Below are 24,605 nucleotides of genomic sequence, written 5' to 3'. Positions count from 1 at the left end.
GGCGTTATTAGCCCGAGTAGTACATCTCGAACTCGACCGGGTGCGGCGTCATCTCGAAGCGCTCGACCTCGGTCATCTTCAGCGCGATGTAGCTGTCGATGAAGTCGTCGTCGAACACGCCGCCCGCCTTCAGGAAGGCGCGGTCCTTGTCCAGGCTCTCCAGTGCCTCACGGAGCGAACCGCAGACGGTCGGGATCTCCTTCAGCTCTTCCTTCGGCAGATCGTAGAGGTCCTTGTCCATCGCCGGACCCGGATCGAGCTTGTTCTTCACGCCGTCGAGGCCGGCCATCAGCATCGCGGCGAAGGCGAGATACGGGTTGGCGAGCGGATCGGGGAAGCGCACCTCGACGCGCTTGGCCTTCGGCGACGCGGTGTAGGGAATGCGGCAGGAAGCCGAGCGGTTGCGTGCGGAATAGGCGAGCAGCACCGGCGCCTCATAGCCCGGCACCAGACGCTTGTAGGAGTTGGTGGACGGGTTGGTGAAGGCGTTGATCGCCTTGGCGTGCTTGATGATCCCGGCGATGTAGGACAGGCAGGTCTCCGACAGGTCGGAGTACTTGTTGCCGGCGAACACCGGCTTGCCTTCCTTCCAGATCGACTGATGGCAGTGCATGCCGGAGCCGTTGTCGCCATAGACCGGCTTCGGCATGAAAGTGGCGGTCTTGCCGTAGATGTGGGCGACCTGCTGGATGCAGTATTTGTAGATCTGCATCTGGTCGGCCATCAGCGTCAGCGTGTCGAACTTCATGCCGAGCTCGTGCTGGGCGGAAGCGACCTCGTGATGGTGCTTCTCGACCTTGACGCCCATCTTGGCCATCGCGCCGAGCATCTCCGAGCGCATGTCCTGCACCGAGTCCTGCGGCGGCACCGGGAAATAGCCGGCCTTGGTGCGGATGCGGTGGCCGAGATTGCCGCCTTCGTATTCGGTGTCGGAGTTGATTGGCAGCTCCGAGGAGTCGAGCCTGAAGCCGGTGTTGTAGGGGGTGGTCTGGTAGCGGACGTCGTCGAACACGAAGAACTCGGCTTCGGGGCCGAAATAGACGGTATCGCCCACGCCCATCGACTTCACCATCGCCTCCGCCTTCTTGGCGATGCCGCGGGGGTCGCGGTTGTACGGCTCGCCGGTGGTCGGCTCGAGCACGTCACAGGTGAGGATCATGGTGGTTTCGGCGAAGAACGGATCGATGGTCGCCGTGACCGGGTCGGGCATCAGGCACATGTCGGATTCGTTGATCGCCTTCCAGCCGGCGATCGAGGAGCCGTCGAACATGAGGCCTTCGGCAAAGGTGTCCTCTTCGATCATGCTGACGTCGAAGGTCACGTGCTGCCACTTGCCGCGCGGATCGGTAAAACGCAGGTCGACGTATTTGACGTCATTGTCCTTGATCGCTTTCAGGACATCTTTGGCGTTCTTCATGAATACCCCTTTTCGGCTAGAGCAGATCCGGACCCGGAAGGGCCGCGAAGCGCAAAGTGCGAGCGGTTTTCCCGAAAAGATCGTGCTCAATCAAAAATTTAGAGCGCGACGGCGTTCTCCCTGGCCGCAATCGCGCCCTCGTTTCCCGTCCCGGCCGGCCGCAGGCTGTGGCCGCAGGTCATGCTCCATAGCCTCGCGCGCCGTTCAAGACAATATCGGAAACGGCAGAACGGCCGGCTGCGTTTGCCCTCAAAGAGGGCACCTTGCGCTGCCGTGCCGGCTACCTGCACGTCGAGTCTTCATCTGTTCGGGGCCTGGCAGATGATCTCTGCCGTGCCCGCAGTGAAGGTCCTGGACGACCGTTTCCAAAGTCACGGCCTATAAATAAGCCCGCAGTCATCGTCCGCGAAGGCGGACGATCCAGTACGCCGTGACGTTTCGGTTCGATCTCTTCTGCCGCGGAGTACTGGATGCTCCGCCGGAGCCTGTCATCCGGCCGGGGTGGCGGAGCATGACAGCGTCGGAGATGGCGAGAGCTCAACCCATCCACCGATAGCCGATTTCAAGGAAACGCCAATCTAGATTGCGTCGAGGCCGGACTCACCGGTTCTGATGCGGATCGCTTCCTCGATGTTGGAGACGAAGATCTTGCCGTCGCCGATGCGGCCGGTCTGGGCAGCGCGCCGGATCGCCTCGATCGCGCGCTCGACCAGGTCGTCGCCGATCACGATCTCGATCTTCACCTTGGGCAGGAAGTCGACGATGTACTCGGCGCCGCGATAGAGCTCCGCGTGGCCCTTCTGCCGGCCGAACCCCTTGGCCTCGGTCACGGTGATGCCCTGAAGTCCCACTTCCTGAAGCGCTTCCTTCACCTCGTCCAACTTGAACGGCTTGATGATGGCTTCGATCTTCTTCACTGAGCGCCTCCCGGGCATTCCGAATAAAACTTCAAGGTCGTCGTCAGGCTGCGCCAGACGCACAGGTTGTTCGATCGCACCATACCGGGCCTGACTGCTCCGGCAGACGCCCGGCAACTGACAGCCCGTCTCGCCCAAGCCGAAGTAGCTCTTCAAAAGCAGGGTCTATGCCAAGTGGTTAACTGGTACAAATCGAATAGATAATCAGGCTCTTAGCCGCAAGTTGCAGACTCGCTTGCAGCTTGCTCAGAATAGCGGAGCCTTCAGAATAGGCAAACAGGCCAAATGTTGGGCAGAAAAAACGTTCGCGTTCGCGGTGCGGCCGAAATGCCTCAGGATAAGGCGACGAAGTGCGGGTCGCGCGATCCGGCGCGCTTTTCCGCACTTGGAACTTCGGAGCCGGCACGGCAATAGAAGATCCGGACGCTTGTATCGGTTGAGTGCCTCCTTGTGCACAAGCGATGTCGCCGGCGGGGCGGAGGCATCTGCGCATCCGGGCACGATCGGGGGATGTTGACGATGGAAGTTCTGACAACGAGCGAGATGGAGCGGGCGGACCGGCTGACCATTGCCGCAGGCACGCCGGGCTTCGCGCTGATGCTGAGCGCCGGCCAGGCGGTGGCCGAGGCCGCCATGGATCTCGTCGAGGAGGGACCCATCCTGGTCATCTGCGGGCCCGGCAACAATGGCGGCGATGGTTTTGTCGCGGCAGCCGAGCTTGCGGCTCAAGGCCGCGAGGTCTCGGTGATCCTGAGCTGCGAGCGCGACGCGCTCCAGGGCGATGCGGCGTCCGCCGCCAGGGGCTGGAAATACCCGGTGCTGCCGTTCAATCCGCAGGCGATCGGCAAGCCGGCGCTGATCATCGATGCGCTGTTCGGTGCAGGCCTCAGTCGCGCGGTGACCGGCGAGCCTTCCGACGTGATCGCGGCGGTCAATGCCAACGGCGCGCCGGTGCTCGCCGTCGACCTGCCGAGCGGGGTCAACGGCACCACCGCCGCGGTGATGGGCGTCGCCGTCAACGCGACCGAGACCGTCACGTTCTTCCGCAAGAAGCCGGCACATTTGTTGATGCCGGGCCGGCTGCATTGCGGACGGGTGCGGGTGGTGGATATCGGGATCGATCCGCAGGTGCTCGGCGAGATCGCGCCGCGGGCTTTCGAGAACACGCCGGCGATCTGGAAGTCCGCCTTCCCGGTGCCGCGCATCGATGGCCACAAATACGCGCGAGGGCATGTCGTTACGGTGTCCGGCGACGTCGCTGCGACCGGGGCGGCGCGCATGGCCGCCCGCGGCGCGCTGCGCGCCGGCGCCGGTCTCGTCACGCTGGCTTCGCCGCGCGATGCGCTCGCCATCAACGCCGCTGCGCTGACCGCGGTGATGGTGCGCGGCGTCGACACGCCGGTCGAGTTCGCGGAGTTGCTGGATGACAAGCGTCTCAATACCTGCATCATCGGTCCCGGCGCCGGTGTTGGCGAGCGGACGAGGGATCTCGTGCTCACCGCGCTGTCGGCGCAGCGCCATCTCGTGCTCGACGCCGATGCGCTGACCAGCTTTGCCGATGCCCCCGAGCGCCTGTTCGAGCAGATCAGGAGCACGCCAGGACTCGAGGTGGTGCTGACCCCGCATGAGGGCGAGTTTCCGCGCCTGTTCTCCGATCTCAGCAACAAATATCCCGGCCGCTCCAAGCTCGAGCGGGTGCGCGATGCCGCGACCCGTTGCGGAGCGGTGGTGCTGCTGAAGGGACCGGACACCACGGTGGCCGCACCCGACGGCCGCGCCACCATCGCCGCCAACGCGCCGCCCTGGCTCGCGACCGCCGGCGCCGGCGATGTGCTCTCCGGCATCATCGCCGGCCTGCTCGCTCAGGGCGTGCCGGCCTTCGAGGCCGCCAGCATTGGCGTATGGATGCACGGGGAGGCCGGCAGCGAGGCCGGGCCAGGCCTGATCGCCGAGGACCTGACGGAGACGCTGCCCGCAGTGTTCCGGCGCATCTATGACGAGCTCGGGGTCGATTACTAATGCTGCGGCGGCTAGCGCTTTCCGACATGGATGAGGCCGCTCGCGTGCATCGCGCCGCCTTCGATGTCGCGATGCCCTGGCTCGCCGGCCTGCACACACCGGATGAGGACTGCTGGTTCTATCGCGAGCGCGTCTTTCCCACCTGCGAGGTGTGGGGCAGCTTCGCGGCCGATGAACTGACCGGGATGATCGCCTTCCGCGACGGCTGGATCGAGCAGCTCTATGTGCTGCCACGCGCACAGGGGCATGGCAGCGGCACCGCGCTGCTCGAGATCGCCAAGCGCGCCTTCGATCGGCTTCAGCTGTGGACCTTCCAGCGCAACAGTGCCGCGCGCCGCTTCTATGGGCGGCGCGGCTTCGTGCTGGTGGAGGAGACCGATGGCGCGCGCAACGAGGAGCGCGAGCCCGACGCGCTTTATTGCTGGACGCGTGACTGACATCGCGGCCGCAGTAGCCCGCGTGAGCGAAGCGACACGCGGGATCTCCCTAAAGCCCCGGGTCTCGCTGCGCTCACCCGGGCTACAGGATTCTACTGCACCTGATATTTCGCCACCGCCGTCTCGTTCCAGACCAGGCCGAGTCCCAGTCCCCGCGCGGTTACGGTGCCGTCGGTGACCTCTAGCGGATCGGCCAAGATGGCGCCGGCGAAATCCAGCACCTCGAGCCAATGCGCCGTCGGCGTCACGGGTAACACATGCGCGCTGGCTTCGGGCAGGATGTGGCTCGACATCGGGATCGAGGCAGCATCCGCTTGCCCTGCGACATTGAGCCAGCCGGTGATGCCGCCGACCTTCATCAGATCCGGCATAATGAAGTCAGATGCCTGTGCCGCGATCGCCTCGGCGAAGCCGCGCGGAAACCACCAGTTCTCGCCGGCCTGGATCGGAATTGCCGAGCGCTCGCGCACCTTGGCATGTCCCGACAGATTTTCCTGCGGCACCGGTTCCTCGATCCAGGTGAGGTCATAGGGCGCGAGCCGTTCGATCCGTCTGGTCGCCTCCGCCGGATCGAGCGACTGGTTGAAGTCGAGCATCAGGGCAACATCAGGCCCGAGCAGGGCGCGCAGGCCCTTGATCATCTGCTCGTCGGCCGCGAGATCGCCGTGACCGCCCTTGGTCTTGATCCCGCGGAAGCCGTGCTCGTCGCGCGACGTGCGCAGCGTCCGTTCGTCGGCGGCCGCATCGAGCACGCCGTAACTGTCATAGGCCTGGATCGGCCGGACGCTGCCGCCGAGCAGCTCCACCACCGGCTTGCCGGCGATCTGCCCGAGCGCATCCCAGAATGCCATGTCGAGGCCGGAGACGGCCATGCCGACCAGGCCTTGCCAGCCGACCAGCCGGAATTTCGCGTCCATGGCAGCCATCAGGTCGAACGGCGCCACAGGCTTGCCAACAAGATCGCGCCCGATCTCTTCGATCAGCAACACCAACGGCTTCAGCGCCAGCTTCGCATAGGCAAACAGGTAAGAATGGCCGGTGACGCCCTGATCGGTGGCGACGTCAATCAACACCAAAGGGCCATTGTCGATCACGCCGAAGGCATTGCGCAGCGGACGCTTCATCGGGGTGACGACGGCGCGCGCGGCGACACCGGTGATCGCGGGGACTGTCTTGGTCATTTTCCTTGCCCTTCTGTCTTGTCGTTATTGTTGCCGCTCATTCTTGGCGCTTGTTCTTGGACAGGCCGCAGCTCAGCTCAATTCGAACCATCGCACAAGGCGTGGCGCTGCCCAGTCGATTGCCGTGCTCTCGATCAGGAAGCGGCCGGGATTTTCCGCGGCAAAGGCCACGCGCTGAGTCTGGCCGGGTTCGAGCGCCAGCGTGTCCAGCCAATAGGGCTTCCAGCCATCGTCCAGCCGGTCGAGCAGCCGAAACGAGTAGCCCCGCAAATGAAAGACCATCGCCGTCTGCGTGCGATTGGTCAGCGCCAGCATGATGGTGCGGCCGGCCTTGGCCTGGAACGCCGGTGGGGCTGATGTCGAGAATCTCTGAGCTGAGACCCAATCGGCGCCGCCAAGCGGCAGCTCGATCCGGAGGGCGCTCTTGAGATCCAGCCGGTCGGGCAGGCCGTTGGAGGGCAGAGGAGGCGCCGGCGACAGCGGGGCAGGTCGGATCGGCGGCTCACTGCCGATGATGAGGCTGCCGACCGGGCGGGCGGTGGTGCCGTCGTACAGCAGAATGGTCTTGGTCGCGCCCGGCGTCGGCGGCACGTCGATAAAGACGTCGGTGCGGCCGCCTGGAGGCAGCACCACCGCGCCGTTGCGGGCCGAGAACGGCTCGGCCGGCTGGCCGTCCATCGCCATCACTCGGACGTCGATGTCGGCGATTTTGATTGCGATCACCGCGCGCTGGCAGCCATTGATGAGACGGAGCCTGAGCCGCTGATGGCCGCGGGCTGCAATGTCGGCCCGGGCCGCGCCGTTGACCGTGAAGATGGTCTCCGCGCCTTTGGGATCGACGCCCGGCGGCAGTGCGGCTCCGTCCCCCGTCACGCGCCAGTCCTCGATCAGGAAGACCTCGTCATGGTCGACGTTTACCGGCTCATTCTCATCGACGATCAGAGGCAGCGGACGGGTCGGGGCCGCACCGCCGTCGGCGAGCGGCCTGATGTCGCACAGGCCTGTGCCAGCTTGCGACGCCGGCACCACGAGCCTGGCGTGGGCGCCAGCGGCCAGCTTGGCCATGGGCTCCATTTGGACAGACCGACCCAGGCCACGCCAGGAGAAGGCTACCGGCAGCGGCAGCTCGTTCGCCAGCACCATATCGAGAGTTGTGCCCCGCTTGACACGAAACGGCGCCGGTGAGGTCTCCAGTGCCCAGGCCGGGCTCGCAGCCTGGCCTGACCGCAGCGCAATGGTCCCGGCCTTGGCCGTCACGGCCAGCGACGCCGATTCGGCAGCCCGCACTGAAACGGGGAGCAGGGCGGCCGCACCGCTCGCGCCAAGCCCGGCCAATAGGGCCCGCCGGTGTAGGCTGAAGCAGCTATCGCTCATCGTGAAAACATTGCGCCTTGAGGGGGATGCGGACCATGCTCGGACACCTATCTTTACCAGGACGCTTGGCCGAACCCGGCCTGCTTTCGCGCGATCGAGATGCCATTTTTTTGCTGCGGACGGACAAGTGCGTGGTATAAGCCGCGCCGCCCGCGGCATCGCGGCCGGGCTTGAGATGCAGTTCACGCGGGCGTGGCGGAACTGGTAGACGCGCTGGATTTAGGTTCCAGTGACGAAAGTTGTGGGGGTTCGAGTCCCTCCGCCCGCACCAGGCGCTCTCAAGCGTTTGCCTCGAGATTTACGGGCAGACCCGCTCTCCCTCGCCTGGGAAGACGGGTGTGCCGCCCTTAACCGGCGCAAGGCTTCGTCGAGCCGCGCGTCGAACCACAATTCAAAAGTGCTTCGGCTGCCATGGCCGGAGCCGTAGCGGAAGAAGATTGACGCCATGCAGGTCACAGAAACCTTGTCCGAAGGGTTGAAGCACGAGTTCCAGATCAGCGTCCCCGCTGCCGATCTCGATGCCAAGGCGGATGCCAAGCTGGTCGATCTGAAGGACAAGGTCCGCCTCAACGGCTTCCGTCCGGGCAAGGTTCCGGTCGCGCATCTCAAGAAGATCTACGGCAAGTCGGTCATGGCCGAGACCATCGATCAGACCATCCGCGACACCAACACCCAGATCTTCACCGAGCGCGGCTTCCGTCTCGCCACCGAGCCCAAGGTGACGATGCCGAACGAGGAGAAGGAGGTCGAGAAGATCCTCTCCGGCCAGTCCGACCTCACCTACACGGTCGCGATCGAGGTCGTGCCGCCGATCACGCTCGCCGACTTCAAGAGCTTCTCGGTCGAGAAGCCGGTCGCCGACGTGACCGACGCTGATGTCGATGAGGCGATCAAGCGCGTCGCCGATGGCAATCGCAGCTACACGGCGAAGGCTGACGGCGCCAAAGCCGAGAGCGGCGACCGCGTCACCGTGAACTTCAAGGGCACCATCGACGGCACGCCGTTCGACGGCGGCACCGGCGAGGGCATTCAGGTGGCGATCGGCTCGAACACCTTCATTCCCGGTTTCGAGGACCAACTGATCGGCATCAGTGCCGGCGAGACCCGCACGCTGAAGGTCACGTTCCCGAAGAACTATCTGAACGACAAGCTCGCCGGCAAGGATGCGGAGTTCGAGACCACCGCGACCGCCGTCGAGGCGCCGCAGGACGTCACGATCGACGACGAGTTCGCCAAGACGCTGGGCCTCGAATCGCTCGACAAGCTGAAGCAGGTGATGCGCGACCGGCTCGCCGGCGAGTTCAACACCGCGACGCGCCAGCGCGTGAAGCGTGCGCTGCTCGACAAGCTCGACGAGACGCACAAGTTCGATGCGCCGCCCTCGCTTGTCGACGAAGAGTTCAACCTGATGTGGAACTCGATCAAGGCGGAGATGGACTCGAGCGGCAAGACCTTCGCCGACGAGAACACCACCGAGGAGAAGGCGCGCGAGGAATATCGCGGTATCGCCGATCGTCGCGTTCGTCTTGGCCTGGTGCTCTCCGAGATCGGTGAGAAGAACAAGATCACCGTGACCGATGACGAGGTCAGCCGTGCGGTGATCGAGCGCGCACGCTCGATGCCGGGCCGAGAGAAGGAAGTCTGGGATTTTTATCGCAACAATGCCCAGGCGCTCGCCCAGCTTCGTGCACCGATCTACGAAGACAAGGTCGTCGACTTCATCCTTGAGCTCGCCAACGTGACCGAAAAGAAGGTCTCGAAGGAGGAACTGTTCAAGGACGACGAGGCTGACAAGGCGGCTTGAAAACTGCCGCATGCGCACGTAAGCCCACGATTAAGGTTGACCGGCGAAACCGCCGGTCGGGCGCGCGTGGCCCGCTAGGCGGCTGCTCGCGAATCGGCTTGAACAGGTGCGGGCCCACCGCGAAGAGTCCCGGTCTTGTCACCGGAAAATTGCTCCATATCTGTGGGCTCGGTCTTGAAGTTCTGCATCACGGGACGCCCGCCCGCCGCCGTCGCAGGGTTCTTGTTTTTCACAAGAGCGCGCGCCGATCTTCCCGGTAGGGCTGTCGTCTCCAACGGCTAGTCCAACTCCTGGGTGAATCCATGCGCGATCCCGTCGAAACCTACATGAACCTGGTCCCCATGGTGGTCGAGCAGACCAACCGCGGTGAGCGCGCTTACGACATTTTCTCGCGCCTTCTGAAAGAGCGCATCATCTTCGTGACCGGTCCGGTCGAGGACGGCATGTCGACCTTGATCGTCGCGCAGCTTCTGTTCCTCGAAGCGGAAAATCCGAAGAAAGAAATCGCGATGTACATCAACTCGCCGGGCGGCGTGGTGACATCGGGCCTCGCGATCTACGACACGATGCAGTTCATCCGTCCGGCGGTGTCGACGCTGTGCACCGGCCAGGCGGCCTCGATGGGCTCGCTGCTGCTCGCCGCCGGTCACAAGGACATGCGTTTCTCGCTGCCGAACTCGCGCATCATGGTGCACCAGCCCTCCGGCGGCTTCCAGGGGCAGGCGACCGACATCATGCTGCACGCTCAGGAGATCCTGAACCTGAAGAAGCGGCTCAACGAGATCTATGTCAAGCACACCGGCCAGAGCTACAAGGCGATCGAAGACGCCCTGGAACGCGACAAATTCCTGACCGCGGACGCCGCGCAGGAGTTCGGCCTGATCGACAAGGTCATCGACAAGCGGCCTGAGGATCCGGCGCCGCTGGCGAAGACCCCGTAAAGTTGCGGGATACCGCTGCCCCGCGGGATGCGCGAAGATTGGCTGTTCCGCGGGCCGGGACCGGATGTTCCGCGTTCGTGCCGGCCCGTCGTGGTAATCGAGCAACTACGGTGCGATTTTGGTCGCTTTCCCTCTGTTAATGCCGAAAATCACGGTATTGTCACGGTGAGCCGCGTGTCATCCGATTAGCGAATTCTTGATAGTCGGATGACAGCATGGTTGGCTAGAGTGACCAGTCATGGATCGTGGGGGATTCGCGTTAAGCTGTGGTACGCACGGCGAATGAAGAACAAGGCCTTTATATTGGTACGAGATTTGCTCTTTCACAATTCCGGTCCGGCTTGCGTCGGATTGGGACGAATGAGCGGACGAACCGCGGACGGAGACAGGAATGAGTAAGGTCGGCACGAACGACTCCAAGAACACGCTGTATTGCTCGTTCTGCGGCAAGAGCCAGCACGAAGTGCGCAAGCTCATCGCGGGTCCGACCGTTTTCATCTGCGACGAATGCGTCGAGCTGTGCATGGACATCATTCGCGAGGAGAACAAGTCCTCGCTGGTGAAGTCGCGCGACGGCATTCCGACGCCGAAGGAAATCTGCAAGGTCCTCGACGACTACGTGATCGGCCAGAGCCACGCCAAGAAGGTGCTCTCGGTCGCCGTGCACAATCACTACAAGCGGCTGAATCACCAGACCAAGCATTCCGACGTCGAACTGGCGAAGTCGAACATCCTGCTGATCGGCCCCACGGGTTCGGGCAAGACGCTGCTGGCGCAGACGCTGGCGCGCATCCTCGACGTGCCCTTCACGATGGCGGATGCGACGACGCTGACCGAAGCCGGCTATGTCGGTGAGGACGTCGAGAACATCATCCTGAAGCTGCTGCAGGCCGCCGACTACAATGTCGAGCGCGCGCAGCGCGGCATCGTCTATATCGACGAGATCGACAAGATCAGCCGCAAGTCGGACAATCCCTCGATCACGCGCGACGTGTCGGGCGAGGGCGTCCAGCAGGCGCTGCTGAAGATCATGGAAGGAACCGTGGCTTCGGTCCCGCCGCAGGGCGGCCGCAAGCATCCGCAGCAGGAGTTCCTGCAGGTCGACACCACCAACATCCTGTTCATCTGCGGTGGCGCCTTCTCGGGCCTGGAGAAGATCATCTCCGCGCGCGGCCGGTCGACCTCGATCGGTTTCGCGGCGCAGGTGCTGGCGCCGGAAGACCGCCGCACCGGCGAGATCTTCCGTCACGTCGAGCCTGAGGATCTCCTGAAGTATGGCCTGATCCCCGAATTCGTCGGCCGTCTGCCGGTCGTGGCGACCCTGGAGGATCTGGACGAGAACTCGCTGAAGAAGATCCTGACCGACCCGAAGAACGCGCTGGTGAAGCAGTACCAGCGGCTGTTCGAGATGGAGAACATCGAGCTCACTTTCGCCGATGAGGCGCTGGGAGCGGTGGCCCGCAAGGCGATCGAGCGCAAGACCGGCGCCCGCGGCCTGCGGTCGATCCTGGAGAGCATTCTGCTCGAGACGATGTTCGACCTGCCGGGCCTGGAAGGTGTCGAGGAAGTCGTGATCTCGCGCGAAGTCGTCGAGGGCACCGCACGTCCGCTCTACATCTACGCCGATCGCTCCGATCGGGCGGTGGAAAGCAGCGCCAGCGCGTGATCCGCGCCGGCGCCAACTATTCCGACAGGACCTCGTTTCTTGCAAAGATTTGCGCTGCGGAAGCCATTCCGCAGCTGTGTTTTGCGTACACGTCACGTCGCGTAAACCTCTGTATGGCGGACGTTTTTCGACACTTGACACCCCCTGGGTCGATAGCCACCTAATGCGCGTGGCGGAACAAATCTCGATCTCAGGATTCGCCTCAACAACGATCCGGCATCGGCTGGCTAGAGGACTGCCATGCGTTGACCGGATCAGATCGCACCTTGTGGCGGTCGCGCGAGCGAGCGGGCTGCGTGCAAGGGGGCAAAACAAAAGGAACAGGCCATGACCACTCCGAAACCCCGGCCAACCATCGTTTACGGCGAAAGCCACGCCTACCCGGTGCTTCCGCTGCGCGACATCGTCGTCTTTCCGCACAACATCGTGCCGCTGTTTGTTGGCCGCGAGAAATCGATCCGCGCCCTCGAAGAGGTCATGAAGAATGACGCGCTGGTGATGCTGGCGACGCAGAAGAACGCGTCCGATGATGATCCGGCACCCGAGGCAATTTACGAGACCGGTACGCTGGCGAGCGTGCTGCAGCTCCTGAAGCTGCCCGACGGCACTGTGAAGGTGCTGGTCGAGGGCCTGGAGCGCGCGCGCGTCGAGAGCTACACCGACCGGAGCGACTATTACGAGGCGACTGCAGTTGCGCTCGAGGACACCGACGCGAAGTCGGTCGAGGCCGAAGCACTGTCGCGTTCCGTCGTCTCGGATTTCGAGAGCTATGTGAAGCTGAACAAGAAGATCTCGGCAGAGGTCGTCGGCGTCGTTCAGTCGATTACCGATTTCGGCAAGCTGGCCGACACGGTCGCTTCGCATCTGGCCGTCAAGATCGCCGATCGCCAGGGAATCCTGGAGACGCTGTCCGTCACCTCGCGCCTGGAGAAGGTGCTGGGCCTGATGGAGAGCGAGATCTCGGTCCTGCAGGTCGAGAAGCGGATTCGTTCGCGTGTCAAACGACAAATGGAGAAGACCCAGCGCGAGTACTACCTGAATGAGCAGATGAAGGCCATTCAGAAGGAGCTGGGCGACGAGGACGGCCGCGACGAGCTCGCCGACCTGGAAGAGCGGATCAACAAGACCAAGCTCTCCAAGGAAGCGCGCGAGAAGGCGCAGCACGAGTTGAAGAAGCTGCGCCAGATGTCGCCGATGTCCGCGGAAGCGACCGTCGTGCGCAACTACCTGGATTGGCTGCTGTCGATCCCGTGGAACAAGAAGTCCAAGGTGAAGAAGGATCTGGAGGCCGCGCAGGCCGTTCTGGATGCTGATCACTATGGGCTGGAGAAGGTCAAGGACCGCATCGTCGAGTACCTGGCGGTGCAGTCGCGCGCCAACAAGCTGACCGGCCCGATCCTGTGCCTGGTCGGACCTCCCGGCGTCGGCAAGACCTCGCTCGGCAAGTCGATCGCGAAGGCCACGGGCCGCGAATTCGTTCGCGTGTCTCTGGGCGGCGTGCGCGACGAGGCGGAGATCCGCGGTCATCGCCGGACCTATATCGGCTCGATGCCCGGCAAGATCATCCAGTCGATGCGCAAGGCCAAGACTTCGAACCCGCTGTTCCTCTTGGACGAGATCGACAAGATGGGCTCGGACTTCCGCGGTGACCCGTCATCGGCGCTGCTGGAGGTGCTCGACCCCGAGCAGAACACGACCTTCAACGACCACTATCTGGAGGTCGACTACGACCTGTCGAACGTGATGTTCATCACGACCGCGAATACGCTGAATATTCCGGGCCCGCTGATGGACCGCATGGAGATCATCCGGATTGCCGGCTACACCGAGACCGAAAAGCTCGAGATCGCCCGCAAGCATCTGATCCCGTCCGCGCTGTCGAAGCACGGCCTGGATTCCAAGGAATGGTCGATCGACGACGAGGCGTTGCTCTTGGTGATCCGGCGCTACACCCGCGAGGCGGGCGTGCGCAACCTGGAGCGTGAGATCTCGACACTGGCCCGCAAGGCCGTGAAGGAGCTCATGATCTCGAAGAAGAAGTCGGTGAAGATCACTGAGAAGACCGTCGAGGAATTCTTGGGTGTTCCGAAGTACCGTTTCGGCGAGATCGAGAGCGACGACCAGATCGGCATCGTTACAGGTCTGGCATGGACCGATGTTGGCGGCGAGCTGCTCACCATCGAGGGCGTCATGATGCCCGGCAAGGGCAAGATGACGGTGACGGGCAATCTGCGCGACGTCATGAAGGAGTCGATCTCGGCGGCGGCATCGTTCGTCCGGTCGCGTGCGATCAACTACGGTATCGAGCCGCCGTTGTTCGACCGGCGCGACATCCACGTCCACGTGCCTGAGGGGGCGACCCCGAAGGACGGCCCCTCGGCCGGCGTGGCCATGGCGACGACCATCATCTCGGTGATGACCGGGATTCCGGTCCGCCATGATGTCGCAATGACCGGCGAGATCACGCTGCGCGGACGGGTGCTGCCGATCGGTGGTCTGAAGGAGAAGCTGCTGGCGGCCGCGCGCGGCGGCATCAAGACGGTGCTGATCCCCGAGGACAACGCCAAGGATCTCACGGAGATTTCCGATGCGATCAAGGGCGGCATGGAGATCGTGCCGGTGGCCCGCCTGGACGAGGTCATCGCCCGCGCACTTGTGCGCAAGCCGGTGCCGATCGTCTGGGAAGAGGATACCAAGGTGCCGGTGAAGGCCGAGGGCGACGAAGCCGCCGGCGGCCTGACCGCCCACTGAAACACGAAGCAGATTTCGGGAACGGCGCCTTCGGGCGCCGTTTTCGTTGAGGAGGCTGCGATCTGGTTATGGGAGGGTGCTGCGATGCAAATCGACGGCGGCTGCCATTGCGGCCGTATCACATATCAAGCAGATATCGATCCGGAGCGGGTCTCGATCTGTCACTGCACCGATTGCCAGGCGCTCACCGGCTCGCCGTTCCGCGTCACCGTGATCTGCGCGGCAGATGAGGTGCGGCTGACTGCCGGCTCGCCGAGGCGCTACACCAAATTCGGCGACAATGGCCGTCGCTGGCACCAGCATTTCTGCGGCGATTGCGGCGCACCGCTGTTCACCAGCAGCGACGGCGGCTCGGATGAATGGGGCATTCGCTGGGGCAGCATCCGCCAGCGTAACGAGCTGAAGCCCCGCCGGCAGTTATGGTGCGCCTCCGCCGTTCCCTGGATCGATGAGATCATGCATTTGCCTGCTCGTCCCGGCGATTGATCCGGCTGCGGTCACGGGGTAAAGAGACGCTGCGTCGAGGGGCGGTTAGCTCAGCTGGTTAGAGCATCTCGTTTACACCGAGAGGGTCCGCGGTTCGAATCCGTGACCGCCCACCACGTTCGCAATGTTCGAACGGTATCGCAAGGGTGCCGGTATTCCGCGTCGCCTGTTTTCCCGAAATGGCGAACTCGCAAGACGATAGCTTTGGCGATAGTCTCGTCTTTGGCCGTTTATATTTCGGCTGAGAATCGTTGTTTTGCGGATGCCGTTGATTTCTGACGTCGAAGTTGCGCCCTTATATCGGCCGCCAGCGCCGGAGCCGCCTGCAAGGCGGCTTGGGCTGTTCAAGCTGCTCTCGACACTCCAGCGCAATCCATTGGAATGCTGGAGCGCCGATGTGTTCGAGCAGCCGATCGCACGCGTGAAGCTGCCGTTGCTCGACGCCGTCCTCGTGCACGATCCCGCCGCGATCCGGCGTGTGCTGGTCGACAATGCTGCGAACTATCGCAAAGACCCGATCCAGCGCCGCATCCTCTCCGTGGGGCTAGCCGACGGCCTGTTGAGTGTCGAGGACGAGCGGTGGGAGGTGCAGCGACGTACCCTCGCGCCGTTGTTTGCCCGCCGCACGGTCGCCGCGCTGACGCAGGCGATGCTGACGGCGGCCGATGCGTTGACGCAGCGCTGGAACGCTCTCGCCGGGCGGCGCGTGCTCGACATCGCCGCCGAGATGACGCTCGTGACGCTGAACGTGCTGGCGCGGACCATCTTCTCCGACGGCCTGTCCAGCGATCTCGACGAGTTTCGTCGAGCGATGAACGCCTATTTCGGCAGCATTGGCCGGATCGGTGCGCTCGATTTGCTGGGGGCACCAAGGGCAATACCGCGTCCGGGTGGTCGGACCCTGCGGCGGACCATGAGCTATTTCGAAGGCGTCATCGACGAGATCATCGCAACCCGGCGGCGCCGACTCGATCAGATGCCGCAGGCGGAAGCGCCGGCCGATCTGCTCACACTGCTGTTGCGCGCGCTCGATCCATCGACGGGGCGGCCGATGAGTCTTGCCGAGGTTCGCTCCAACATTCTGACCTTCCTCTCGGCCGGCCACGAGACCACCGCAAACACGCTCGCCTGGTCGCTTTTCCTGTTGTCGCAGGCGCCGGACTGGGCGCGGCGGGTGCGGGAGGAGGCCGATCGCGAACTTGCCGCGCCGGTGGAAGGCCTCGCCGACCGTCTGGTCGTGACCCGGGCCGTGGTGGAGGAGGCCCTGCGGCTCTATCCGCCGATCGCCGCCTTGAGCCGCGCGGCGGAGCAGGGCGACAGTCTGGGCGCCGAGCAGATCAAGCCCGGTGCGCTGATCGTGATCGCGCCCTACGTGTTGCATCGACATCGGGCTTTGTGGCAGCAGCCGGACCGGTTCGATCCCACGCGTTTCCTCCCTGAGAAGCGCGTGGCCATCGCGCGCTACACTTATCTGCCGTTCGGGGCGGGGCCGCGCACCTGCATCGGCTCGTCCTTCGCGTTGCAGGAGGCAACGCTGATCCTCGCCGTGCTGGTGCAGCGCTTCGACATGCGCCTCGCGCCGGGGGCCAAGGTCTGGCCTCAGCAGAAGATCACTTTGCGGCCGGCGCACGGTCTCCCCATGGTGATCACGCCACGCTAAGGAGCGCTTGCAGGGAAGCGGCGCGTCCAGAGCGGCCTGTTGTCACGTGCTGGTTGAGCGCTACGGGCCGTTGTGCTACAAGATGTAGCATCACGCTCCATGCCGTTGAGCACAATCATGCGAAGTCAGCGCAAAACAATGTCGGTGGCCTTCATCCGGACCGGGGAGCGACGCTATGCCGTGCGTGCGATTCCTGAGGGCGCGGCACCGCTCGAGATGAATCCAGCGCCTGGATTCGATCCCCTGATGCCGCATGACCTGCAGCATTTCATTGTGGAGAAGCATCTGGGAATTGAAGGCGGGGTATTCGGACGTCTCGCCGCGGGTGGGACAGCAAAGAGCTTTCACGCGCTGGCCGACAACATGTCTCCGCGCGAAGCCTCCCGGGTGCGAAGAAAGCAGCAAGGCAAGGACCGCCGGCTGATGCCGGACCGGACTGAGGACTACGCGCGCTCCGAGCGCGCCACCTATATCTGCTGGCACGACTGGCTGAGCCACGCGTCCGACCCCGCGCTGCGGGCGCGCGCCGCACAGATGCGTCAGACTGCGGGTCACGTGCTGCAGCAGATGGGAGCGGCCGAGCGCGCCAGCTACACGGCCCAGAAGCTGCGCGAGATCAGGGCTGAGTTTGAGCGCCTCGGTGCGTGCTGGTCAGCGCTGCGGATCGGCGACAGCCTGGTCGAACGCTGGTGAACGTCGTTCGGCCTTGCCCCGCGAAGCAACTCAGCAGCCATTGAGCGACACGCCTGGGACGATGCTGGTGAGGTTCACCGAACCTCCATCGGTCGTCGGCACCGCGGGCCCGCAGATCGGCCCTCCGGCAGCGCCCGCAGAGGATGCACCGGCTAAGGATGCCGTAGCCTTGGCGGCATTGGCCGACGAGGAGTCCGGCGCTTCGCCTGGCAGTTGAAGCGGAGTCTGAGGACTGCTCGACGGCGATGCGCCGATCGATGAGCTTGACAGGTTCGTCGTTCCGCTGCCTGCAGCGCCGGTTGCGATCGAGCCTGTCGCGTCATTCGTTGCAGTTCCGGTCACCGTCACACCTGTTGTCGGGGAGGTGAATGCGGATGTCGCCGGTGCACGCGCGCAATTGGATGCCGCGCCGCCGGTCCCGGCGGTCGTGCTGTTGTTCGCCGCCGCGCTCGTGTTGCTGTTGGAGGCCGCCGTCGTCGTGCCGCTCGACGCGCCCGTGGCGGGACCTTGCATGTTTGTCGATGTGGTCGTCTGGGCTTGGAGCGCGGTCGTTCCAAGCAGGAGCAGTGCACCGGCGACGGCGCTCGATCGACGCGGTGTCGCTCGGACGACAGGATGATCGTCTTGAGGTGAACTCTGCAATGCATGCGCGAGGCTGTGCTTCATCTGATCCTCCTGCCTCGTGAAGGGTGACACGCCGTTGCGGCGATCCGATTTCGGATCTCAACAGATGCATCCGAACGATGTTCCCGGCCTTGGTTCACCGCCAGCTCGCAGACAGATGAATTGTTGGCGCCGTTGATCGGTCCCAGGTTTGTGCCTTGACAGGCGAGCACCTTGCGTGTGCCGTTGCGGCCCTCGTCACCGCAATCCGAGCAGACATCCATGGACGCACCGCAGGGCCACGAACGCAACGCCGACCAGATCGCCTATTGGAACGGCCCCGGTGGCCAGCGCTGGTCTGACCGGCAGGCTGCCCAGGACGTGCTGCTGGCGCCGGTCTCGGACATGCTGATCAGTCGTATCGCGGCCAGACCTGGCGAGCATGTCCTTGATGTTGGCTGCGGCTGCGGTGGTCTGTCCATCGCATTGGCTGAACAGGTCGCGCCTGATGGTTCGGTGCTGGGCATCGACATCTCCGCGCCGATGCTGGCGCGTGCGCGCGAGACCGCGCCAGCCGGCCTTCCCGCCGCATTCGTGCTCGCTGATGCGACCGTGCATCCCTTCGAGCCCGCGAGCTTCGATTGTCTGGCGTCGCGTTTCGGTGTGATGTTTTTCGCCGATCCCGCAGCGTCCTTCACCAATCTGCGCCGCGCACTGAAGCCATCCGGGCGCGTGGTGTTCGCCTGCTGGCGTGAGCCGAAGCAGAATCCATGGATGATGGCGCCATTGCAGGCGGTCTATCGGCACGTGCCGAAGCTGCCGCCGCAGGAGCCCGACGATCCCGGTCCGTTTGCTCTTGCCTCCCAGGAGCGCGTCACACGCATCCTGCGTGAGGCCGGCTTCCAAGACATCGCGCTGGAACCGCGTGAGCTGTCGCTCGACATCGCGATCGGCAAGGGGCTGGAAGCGGCAGTGCAATCGGCCTTCGAGATTGGGCCGGCGAGCCGCGCCCTGGAAGGTCATCCGCAGGCGCTGCGCGATGCTGCCCGGCAATCGGTTCGCGAGGTGCTCATGCCCTACCAGCGCGGGGACCGCGTGACGCTGCCGGGCGCGATCTGGCTGGTGACGGCGAGAGCCTGAGCGGACCGTCGCGGCTCAGCCGCGGCCGGTCTTCCCGGTTGGCCGCCGTTCCGGCACGTCCTCCGATTTCACGGAATCGAGTGGCTTGGGCCGCGGCTCGGGTTTTGGCATCCCCTTCTGGCCGCCATGCTTGCCGCCCATGTCCTGTGTGCCTACGAGATCGTTGGCCTTGTTGTTTTCCTTGTTGTGTTCCTTCTTGTGTTCCTTGGGCATCGGGACCTCCACCGTCAGCAGCCACGACGCCGGGCGGGGCGGATGGTTCCTTCGTGTCCTGATCTCGGAGCCGGCAGGATCAGGCGGGTGCGCGTTCCTCCCAGATCATTGCCAGATGGACGATGGTCTGCACCGCCTTCTCCATATCCTGCACGCTCACCCATTCCAGCCGCGAGTGGAAGGCGTGCTCGCCGGCGAAGATGTTCGGGCAGGGCAGCCCCATGAAGGATAGCCGCGATCCGTCGGTGCCGCCGCGGATCGAGGTCTTCACCGGCGTGAGCCCTGCGCGCCGGATCGCCTCGACAGCGTAATCGACGATCTCCGGATGGCGATCGATCACCATCTTCATGTTGCGATACTGCTCGCGCACCTCCATGCGATAGCTCGAGCGCGGATAGGCTCGCATTACGTCCTTGACGATGCCCTCCAGCAGCGCCTCCTTCTCTTTCAGCCCGTTTTCGGTGAAGTCGCGGACGATGAAGTCGAGCCGGGCCTGCTCCAGCGTGCCGGAGATCGAAATCGGATGCAGGAAGCCTTCCTTGCCTTCGGTGGTTTCGGGCGAGCAGGTCTCCTTCGGCAGCCGGTCGACGATTGCGGACGCGATCTTGATCGCATGCTCCATTCGGCCCTTGGCGAAACCGGGATGGGCGCTCACGCCTTCGATGGTGATGGACGCGCCGTCGGCAGAGAAGGTCTCATCCTCGATATGACCTGCGGTCTCGCCATCCATGGTGTAGCCGAAATCCGCGCCGAGCTTTGTCAGGTCGACCTTGTCGACGCCGCGGCCGATCTCCTCGTCCGGGGTGAACAGGATCTTGATGGTGCCGTGCTTGATCTCCGGGTTGCTCAACAGGAACTGCGCCGCATCCATGATCTCGGCGATCCCGGCCTTGTTGTCGGCCCCGAGCAAAGTGGTGCCGTCGGTCGTGATGATGTCGCTGCCGATTTGGCTCGCCAGCGCCGGATGCTCGGCGGCGCGGATCACTTGGGCCGGATCGCCTGGCAGCACGATGTCGCCGCCGCGATAGTTCCGAACCACTTGCGGCTTCACATTGGCGCCGGAGCAATCCGGCGAAGTATCCATGTGCGAGCAGAAGCAGATCACCGGCACGTTCTTGTCGGTGTTGGCCGGGATCGTCGCGTAGACGTAGCCATGCTCGTCGAGATGGGCGTCCGAAAGCCCCATCGCCTGCAGTTCGGCAGCGAGCAGGCGGCCGAGATCCTTCTGTTTTGCCGTGGACGGGGTGGTCGGGGAGTTCGGATCGGACTGGGTGTCGATGACCACATAGCGCAGGAAGCGTTCGGCCACGGTGTGGGTGAAGGCGAGTTTGGTGTCGGACATGGATACCCGGGGAATAGGAGGGCGGGACGGCCATTATACGCCGAATCTATCGGCTGCAGGGGCCATGCGCGCACGAACGGCGGAAGCCGCACGAGGAACGGCCGTCGGCCAGGGACCATTTGCATGCTTGAGAGCAGGGAAACGGTTCGCCGCGGGCTTTCGTTGGAATCGCAATGCCGCCACCGGGCAGGCGCCCGAGGCAGCGATGCGGCGTGGAATTGGTTGCTAAGCCATTGAAAACATGGCGCGAGAGACGGGGCTCGAACCCGCGACCTCCGGCGTGACAGGCCGGCGCTCTAACCAACTGAGCTACTCCCGCGTGATCGCGAAACCCGCGGAGGACCCGGGACTTAAAGGGGGCGACTATCGAAGTCAAGGACAATGAGGCCGACCTGTGGGAAGTCCGGCTCATTGTAATGCCCGGTGAAAAAGTAAGGCAGAGTCACGCCCGGCCGCGTGCAGCAAAGCCATCGTGCCGGCAAGTGGCGATGATTTCTGGGGCACGACGGGGCGTCGGGCATCGCGGCGCAATAAAAAGGCCGCCTGGACGGCGGCCGCTCGGTGGCGTCGGAGGCCGGGCGCGGCTCGTCAGCGGATCACCGCGTTATCCGAACTGGTCACGACGACCGGCTTGCCGGCCTTGATCACGTGGGCCGCGGCCTGGCTGTCATCGAGGGTGGAGCGGGCAGCGATTCCGAACGCCGTCACCGCGATGCCGGCCACCAGCGCCACCACCACGATCTTCAGGTGGGTCGCACGATCGACAGAATGGAAAGAGTGGTTCACTGCAGCCTCCCGGCGTCTCAAGGCGCCACTTGGTTGCCTGCACTCTTACCGGCCGTTTGTTTCGATCCGGTTTCTTCGGTTCCTCAAAATGGTTTCATTGAGTTGAGGAGGCGGGCTTTGCAACCGTTCGAGGAGACTCGCGCCGAGCGGACCGGACGCCTGGCTTCCATCGGAAGCTCGAGCCAGACGCGCGACGTGCACCGGGAGAGCTGCGCTGGTGAAGGCCGGATGCCGTCGCAGCGGAGAAAGGCCCGTGGTGCGGAAACCCGGGCGCAGTTCGAACGCTACACCGGCGAGCTGACTTTCGCGCTGATGGCGAATCCTGCTTGCGGTTTGACGTTCGCGCCCCGGTCTCCCGGTTCAACGTCAGATCCGACGCTTGATTAAATTCGCTTGTCTGACGAGCATCCAGCAACGAACGGAAACAACATCTCGTCATCGCAAGTTGCGCTGCGGCTTCTCGCAATTCTGCCGATGAGCCTCGAATTGTTCTAAGAGCCATTCAATTAGTGGAATCGTCCACCATCCCATAAGCGTCATCTCATCGTGTGCTGCAGGTGTTCCGGCGGCATTCTGGGGCTCGAATTGGGATTGGGGTGGCGCGTGAAGTCGCAGAGTTTGTTGCGGGTTGCCGCATTGGCAACCGTGTCATTAGTTGTCTTGTTGCCGAAGGCGTCTGTTGCGCAGTCGGCCGCATCGGGCGGAGCCGCCGCCTCGCAGAATCTTCCGCCGGTCACGATCGACGCGCCCAAGCCGCGCCGCGTGCGCACCGCAACTCCAACTGCGGCTCCTAGCACCACCACCACCCGCGCCGGGGCACGGCAGTCGCGGAGCGCGCCGGCCGCGGCGGTCACCGCCAGCGAGACTGCTGGCGCCAAGGGGAATGCGACCCCCGGAAGCGATCCGCGTGGACCGATCAACGGCTATGTCGCGACGCGCTCGATGACGGGTACCAAAACCAACACTCCGATCATGGAGACGCCGCAGGCGATTTCCGTGATTGGGGCCGAGGAAATCCGCGACCAGAAGCCGCAGAGTCTAGCGGAGGCGCTGCACTACGCCCCCGGTGTCAACGCGCAGTTCTTTGGTTCTGACGTCCGCAACGACTGGTTCAAGGTGCGCGGATTCGATGCCGAGGACGTCGGCTTCTTCATGGACGGGCTGCAATTGTTCAGTACCGGCTTTGCGACCTGGAAGCTGCAGACTTGGGGGCTGGAGCGCATTGACATCCTGCGCGGTCCCTCGGCGGTGCTTTACGGCGGCAGCGGCCCTGGCGGCATCATTAACGCCATCAGCAAGGTGCCGTCGTTTGCTCAGTCGAACACGGTCGAGGCCGGCATCAACTCATTTGGCAACGCCTACACGGCATTCGACTTTACCGGTCCCTTCATGACGGCGGATGGACCGAGCAAAGAGCTCGCCTATCGGGTGCTCGGGTCGATCCGAAATGGGGGCACGCAGACCGACTTTACGCCCGACAACAGCTATTTCATCGCGCCATCATTCACCTATCAGCCCGATCTCGACACCAGGTTCACGGTGTTGGCGTCGGCAACGAAATACGATACGCGGCCGCAGAACTTCCTGCCTTATACCGGAACGGTCGTGAACGCCCCGTTCGGCAGGATCCCGACCAGCCTCTACGCCAGCGATCCGGCCAACGATACGTTCAAGCGCGAACAGGAGATGATCGGCTATCAGTTCGAGAAGAACCTGACCGACAGCCTGACCTTCCGGCAGAACGCGCGCTTTGCCCATGATGACGTCACCCTGCAGCTCCTGCTCGGCAACAATTACGACCTCGGACCCGACGGCAAGCCAAATCCGGCAAGCGCGTCGCTATCGCGCTTCAACAGCTTCAATCACGACATTGCGAACCAGGCTAATCTCGACAACCAGTTCGAGTACCGCTTCAACACCTGGGGCATCCAGCACACCACGTTGGTCGGTGTGGACCTGAAGCACTACCGGATCGACGACCTGCAGTCGTTCGCGTTCGGGGCGCCATCGCTGAACCTGTTGAACCCGACCTACGGCTATGATGGCGGCTTCCCGAGTACGATTTTCCTAGACCGGACGATCACGCAGAAGCAGGCGGCGATCTATGCTCAGGAGCAAATGAAGATCGGCAAGTTGACATTGGTGTTCAGCGGCCGCAACGACTGGGTCGATACCGATCTGAACAACCGGATCGGCACCGGCCTGAGCCGTGACGACAGCCGCTTCAGCGGCCGCGTCGGCGCGATCTACAATACCGATGTCGGCATCGCGCCGTACGTCTCCTATTCGACGAGCTATAATCCCGTAATCGGGACCAACGCTATCACCGGGCTCTTGCTCATTCCGGAGACGGGCCAGCAGGCCGAGATCGGCATCAAGGTCAAGCCAAGCTGGCTGGATGGCTACTTCGCTGCCGACGTCTTCGACCTGAAGCGTCAGAACGTCCTGACGGCGACACCGACAACGACCCCCGCCGGCCTGGCCCAATCGCTGCAGATCGGCGAGGTCACCTCGCGGGGCGTCGAACTCGAAGCGGTGGCCAACATCACGCCCGAGCTGAAGGTGAGGGGGTCCTACACCAATTTCCGGATCTTCGTCAGCAAGGACCTGGATCCAAGTCTGATCGGCAATGTCCCCACGAACACACCGAGCGAGATTGCAGCCTTATGGGGGGATTACACCTTCAAGTCTGGCTGGCTCTCCGGCTTCGGCTTCGGTGGTGGCGTTCGCTACAATGGCCATTCCTATGCCGACGCGGCCAACACGTTGGAAGTGCCATCCTTCGTTGTCGGTGATGCGGCGCTGCATTACGAGGTCGACCGGTGGCGTTTCGCGCTCAACGTCACCAACATCACCGACAAGATCTATGTTGCAGGATGCAGCAGCGCGAGCGCCTGCTTCTATGCCGACCGGCGGCGTGCGACGTTGAGCGCGACGTACAAGTGGTGAGGGGCAGATCGGTCGCTCAATTCCGGCCAGGCTGGCGCTTTTTGGCGTCTGATTGCACCTTCTGACGCTCGTGATGTCGCTGCGGTTAAGCGCGACGGCGTCGCGGGAAGTCGCCCCGCCGGGCAGATGCGTGCCGATCGCATCTGCCCGGCCGCAGTTCGGCGGCGCGATCGGGCACGGCCCGCGGTGCGCCCGGTCCGGCCGAAGGCATGCCGGCTAGGGGCTT

General features: G+C 63.8%; 18 protein-coding genes and 3 tRNA genes. 13 read left to right on the top strand and 8 right to left on the bottom strand.

The window, feature by feature from the left end:
- Positions 1 to 7 precede the first annotated feature (7 nt).
- Entirely contained in the window at positions 8 to 1,417 is a 1,410-nt protein-coding gene (gene glnA / locus P6U24_RS21180; protein ID WP_407154445.1) for a type I glutamate--ammonia ligase, read from the bottom strand.
- Positions 1,418 to 1,995: 578 nt separating this feature from the next.
- Positions 1,996 to 2,334, bottom strand: coding sequence for a P-II family nitrogen regulator (locus tag P6U24_RS21175; RefSeq protein WP_009027873.1), 339 nt, complete (start codon positions 2,332 to 2,334; stop codon positions 1,996 to 1,998).
- A gap of 519 nt (positions 2,335 to 2,853) precedes the next feature.
- Between P6U24_RS21175 and P6U24_RS21170 the strand changes: the two genes are divergently transcribed.
- A complete protein-coding gene (locus P6U24_RS21170; protein WP_407154444.1) occupies positions 2,854 to 4,353 on the top strand; it encodes an NAD(P)H-hydrate dehydratase in 1,500 nt (499 codons plus the stop codon).
- Positions 4,353 to 4,790, top strand: coding sequence for a GNAT family N-acetyltransferase (locus P6U24_RS21165; RefSeq protein ID WP_407154443.1), 438 nt, complete (start codon positions 4,353 to 4,355; stop codon positions 4,788 to 4,790). Before P6U24_RS21170 ends, P6U24_RS21165 begins: the two co-directional genes overlap by 1 nt.
- A 92-nt stretch (positions 4,791 to 4,882) precedes the next feature.
- Here the strand turns inward: P6U24_RS21165 and P6U24_RS21160 are convergent, their stop codons facing one another.
- Together P6U24_RS21160 and P6U24_RS21155 are read right to left on the bottom strand one after the other, a co-directional pair.
- A complete protein-coding gene (locus P6U24_RS21160; RefSeq protein WP_407154442.1) occupies positions 4,883 to 5,971 on the bottom strand; it encodes an enolase C-terminal domain-like protein in 1,089 nt (362 codons plus the stop codon).
- A 72-nt stretch (positions 5,972 to 6,043) separates the two neighbouring features.
- Positions 6,044 to 7,345 (bottom strand): multicopper oxidase family protein, encoded by a 1,302-nt coding sequence (locus P6U24_RS21155; RefSeq protein ID WP_407154441.1) that lies wholly within the window; start codon positions 7,343 to 7,345, stop codon positions 6,044 to 6,046.
- Between the two features lie 186 nt (positions 7,346 to 7,531).
- On the opposite strand from P6U24_RS21155, the gene P6U24_RS21150 reads away from it, so the two are divergent.
- The 10 genes from P6U24_RS21150 to P6U24_RS21105 all read left to right on the top strand — a co-directional run bounded on the left by P6U24_RS21150 (position 7,532) and on the right by P6U24_RS21105 (position 19,089).
- Positions 7,532 to 7,616: transfer RNA gene (locus P6U24_RS21150), tRNA-Leu, on the top strand.
- Positions 7,617 to 7,790: 174 nt separating this feature from the next.
- Positions 7,791 to 9,149 carry a trigger factor gene (gene tig, locus P6U24_RS21145; RefSeq protein WP_407154440.1) on the top strand — a complete coding sequence of 453 codons (1,359 nt, stop codon included), beginning with the start codon at positions 7,791 to 7,793 and terminating at the stop codon, positions 9,147 to 9,149.
- 302 nt (positions 9,150 to 9,451) lie between these two features.
- Positions 9,452 to 10,090, top strand: coding sequence for an ATP-dependent Clp protease proteolytic subunit (locus P6U24_RS21140; protein WP_407154439.1), 639 nt, complete (start codon positions 9,452 to 9,454; stop codon positions 10,088 to 10,090).
- A 391-nt stretch (positions 10,091 to 10,481) separates the two neighbouring features.
- Positions 10,482 to 11,756, top strand: a complete 1,275-nt coding sequence (clpX, locus tag P6U24_RS21135) for an ATP-dependent Clp protease ATP-binding subunit ClpX (protein ID WP_407154438.1) — start codon at positions 10,482 to 10,484, stop codon at positions 11,754 to 11,756.
- Positions 11,757 to 12,083: 327 nt separating this feature from the next.
- Positions 12,084 to 14,507 carry an endopeptidase La gene (gene lon, locus P6U24_RS21130; protein WP_407154437.1) on the top strand — a complete coding sequence of 808 codons (2,424 nt, stop codon included), beginning with the start codon at positions 12,084 to 12,086 and terminating at the stop codon, positions 14,505 to 14,507.
- A gap of 84 nt (positions 14,508 to 14,591) precedes the next feature.
- Positions 14,592 to 14,993: a GFA family protein gene (locus tag P6U24_RS21125; RefSeq protein WP_407154436.1), complete on the top strand. Its 402-nt coding sequence runs from the start codon at positions 14,592 to 14,594 to the stop codon at positions 14,991 to 14,993.
- Between the two features lie 39 nt (positions 14,994 to 15,032).
- Positions 15,033 to 15,109: transfer RNA gene (locus P6U24_RS21120), tRNA-Val, on the top strand.
- Positions 15,110 to 15,255: 146 nt separating this feature from the next.
- Positions 15,256 to 16,653: a cytochrome P450 gene (locus P6U24_RS21115; RefSeq protein WP_407154435.1), complete on the top strand. Its 1,398-nt coding sequence runs from the start codon at positions 15,256 to 15,258 to the stop codon at positions 16,651 to 16,653.
- 246 nt (positions 16,654 to 16,899) lie between these two features.
- On the top strand, positions 16,900 to 17,346 hold the full coding sequence (locus tag P6U24_RS21110; RefSeq protein ID WP_407154434.1) for a hypothetical protein: 447 nt from the start codon (positions 16,900 to 16,902) through the stop codon (positions 17,344 to 17,346).
- 885 nt (positions 17,347 to 18,231) lie between these two features.
- The gene (locus P6U24_RS21105) at positions 18,232 to 19,089 is read left to right on the top strand and encodes a class I SAM-dependent methyltransferase (RefSeq protein WP_407154433.1); all 858 of its coding nucleotides are present in this window, start codon (positions 18,232 to 18,234) and stop codon (positions 19,087 to 19,089) included.
- 15 nt (positions 19,090 to 19,104) lie between these two features.
- Here the strand turns inward: P6U24_RS21105 and P6U24_RS21100 are convergent, their stop codons facing one another.
- The 4 genes from P6U24_RS21100 to P6U24_RS21085 all read right to left on the bottom strand — a co-directional run bounded on the left by P6U24_RS21100 (position 19,105) and on the right by P6U24_RS21085 (position 21,430).
- Positions 19,105 to 19,302 (bottom strand): hypothetical protein, encoded by a 198-nt coding sequence (locus tag P6U24_RS21100; protein ID WP_407154432.1) that lies wholly within the window; start codon positions 19,300 to 19,302, stop codon positions 19,105 to 19,107.
- Between the two features lie 79 nt (positions 19,303 to 19,381).
- Positions 19,382 to 20,644, bottom strand: coding sequence for a peptidase T (gene pepT / locus P6U24_RS21095; protein ID WP_407154431.1), 1,263 nt, complete (start codon positions 20,642 to 20,644; stop codon positions 19,382 to 19,384).
- 242 nt (positions 20,645 to 20,886) lie between these two features.
- Positions 20,887 to 20,963: transfer RNA gene (locus P6U24_RS21090), tRNA-Asp, on the bottom strand.
- 269 nt (positions 20,964 to 21,232) lie between these two features.
- On the bottom strand, positions 21,233 to 21,430 hold the full coding sequence (locus tag P6U24_RS21085; protein ID WP_407154430.1) for a hypothetical protein: 198 nt from the start codon (positions 21,428 to 21,430) through the stop codon (positions 21,233 to 21,235).
- A gap of 603 nt (positions 21,431 to 22,033) precedes the next feature.
- Here P6U24_RS21085 and P6U24_RS21080 point away from each other — a divergent pair.
- Positions 22,034 to 24,379, top strand: coding sequence for a TonB-dependent siderophore receptor (locus tag P6U24_RS21080; RefSeq protein ID WP_407154429.1), 2,346 nt, complete (start codon positions 22,034 to 22,036; stop codon positions 24,377 to 24,379).
- Positions 24,380 to 24,605 lie beyond the last annotated feature (226 nt).

Origin of the sequence: Bradyrhizobium sp. STM 3557, assembly GCF_045571465.1 — a bacterium.
GTDB lineage: Bacteria > Pseudomonadota > Alphaproteobacteria > Rhizobiales > Xanthobacteraceae > Bradyrhizobium.
The sequence above is the reverse complement of the archived record's forward strand: the minus strand, read 5'-3'. Positions and strand labels throughout refer to the sequence as shown.

Coding starts and splice junctions, on each gene's coding strand:
- glnA (WP_407154445.1), bottom strand. CDS start 1,417: ATGAAGAACGCCAAAGATGTCCTGAAAGCGATCAAGGACAATGACGTC.
- P6U24_RS21170 (WP_407154444.1), top strand. CDS start 2,854: ATGGAAGTTCTGACAACGAGCGAGATGGAGCGGGCGGACCGGCTGACC.
- P6U24_RS21165 (WP_407154443.1), top strand. CDS start 4,353: ATGCTGCGGCGGCTAGCGCTTTCCGACATGGATGAGGCCGCTCGCGTG.
- P6U24_RS21160 (WP_407154442.1), bottom strand. CDS start 5,971: ATGACCAAGACAGTCCCCGCGATCACCGGTGTCGCCGCGCGCGCCGTC.
- P6U24_RS21155 (WP_407154441.1), bottom strand. CDS start 7,345: ATGAGCGATAGCTGCTTCAGCCTACACCGGCGGGCCCTATTGGCCGGG.
- tig (WP_407154440.1), top strand. CDS start 7,791: ATGCAGGTCACAGAAACCTTGTCCGAAGGGTTGAAGCACGAGTTCCAG.
- P6U24_RS21140 (WP_407154439.1), top strand. CDS start 9,452: ATGCGCGATCCCGTCGAAACCTACATGAACCTGGTCCCCATGGTGGTC.
- clpX (WP_407154438.1), top strand. CDS start 10,482: ATGAGTAAGGTCGGCACGAACGACTCCAAGAACACGCTGTATTGCTCG.
- lon (WP_407154437.1), top strand. CDS start 12,084: ATGACCACTCCGAAACCCCGGCCAACCATCGTTTACGGCGAAAGCCAC.
- P6U24_RS21125 (WP_407154436.1), top strand. CDS start 14,592: ATGCAAATCGACGGCGGCTGCCATTGCGGCCGTATCACATATCAAGCA.
- P6U24_RS21115 (WP_407154435.1), top strand. CDS start 15,256: ATGCCGTTGATTTCTGACGTCGAAGTTGCGCCCTTATATCGGCCGCCA.
- P6U24_RS21110 (WP_407154434.1), top strand. CDS start 16,900: ATGCCGCATGACCTGCAGCATTTCATTGTGGAGAAGCATCTGGGAATT.
- P6U24_RS21105 (WP_407154433.1), top strand. CDS start 18,232: ATGGACGCACCGCAGGGCCACGAACGCAACGCCGACCAGATCGCCTAT.
- P6U24_RS21100 (WP_407154432.1), bottom strand. CDS start 19,302: ATGCCCAAGGAACACAAGAAGGAACACAACAAGGAAAACAACAAGGCC.
- pepT (WP_407154431.1), bottom strand. CDS start 20,644: ATGTCCGACACCAAACTCGCCTTCACCCACACCGTGGCCGAACGCTTC.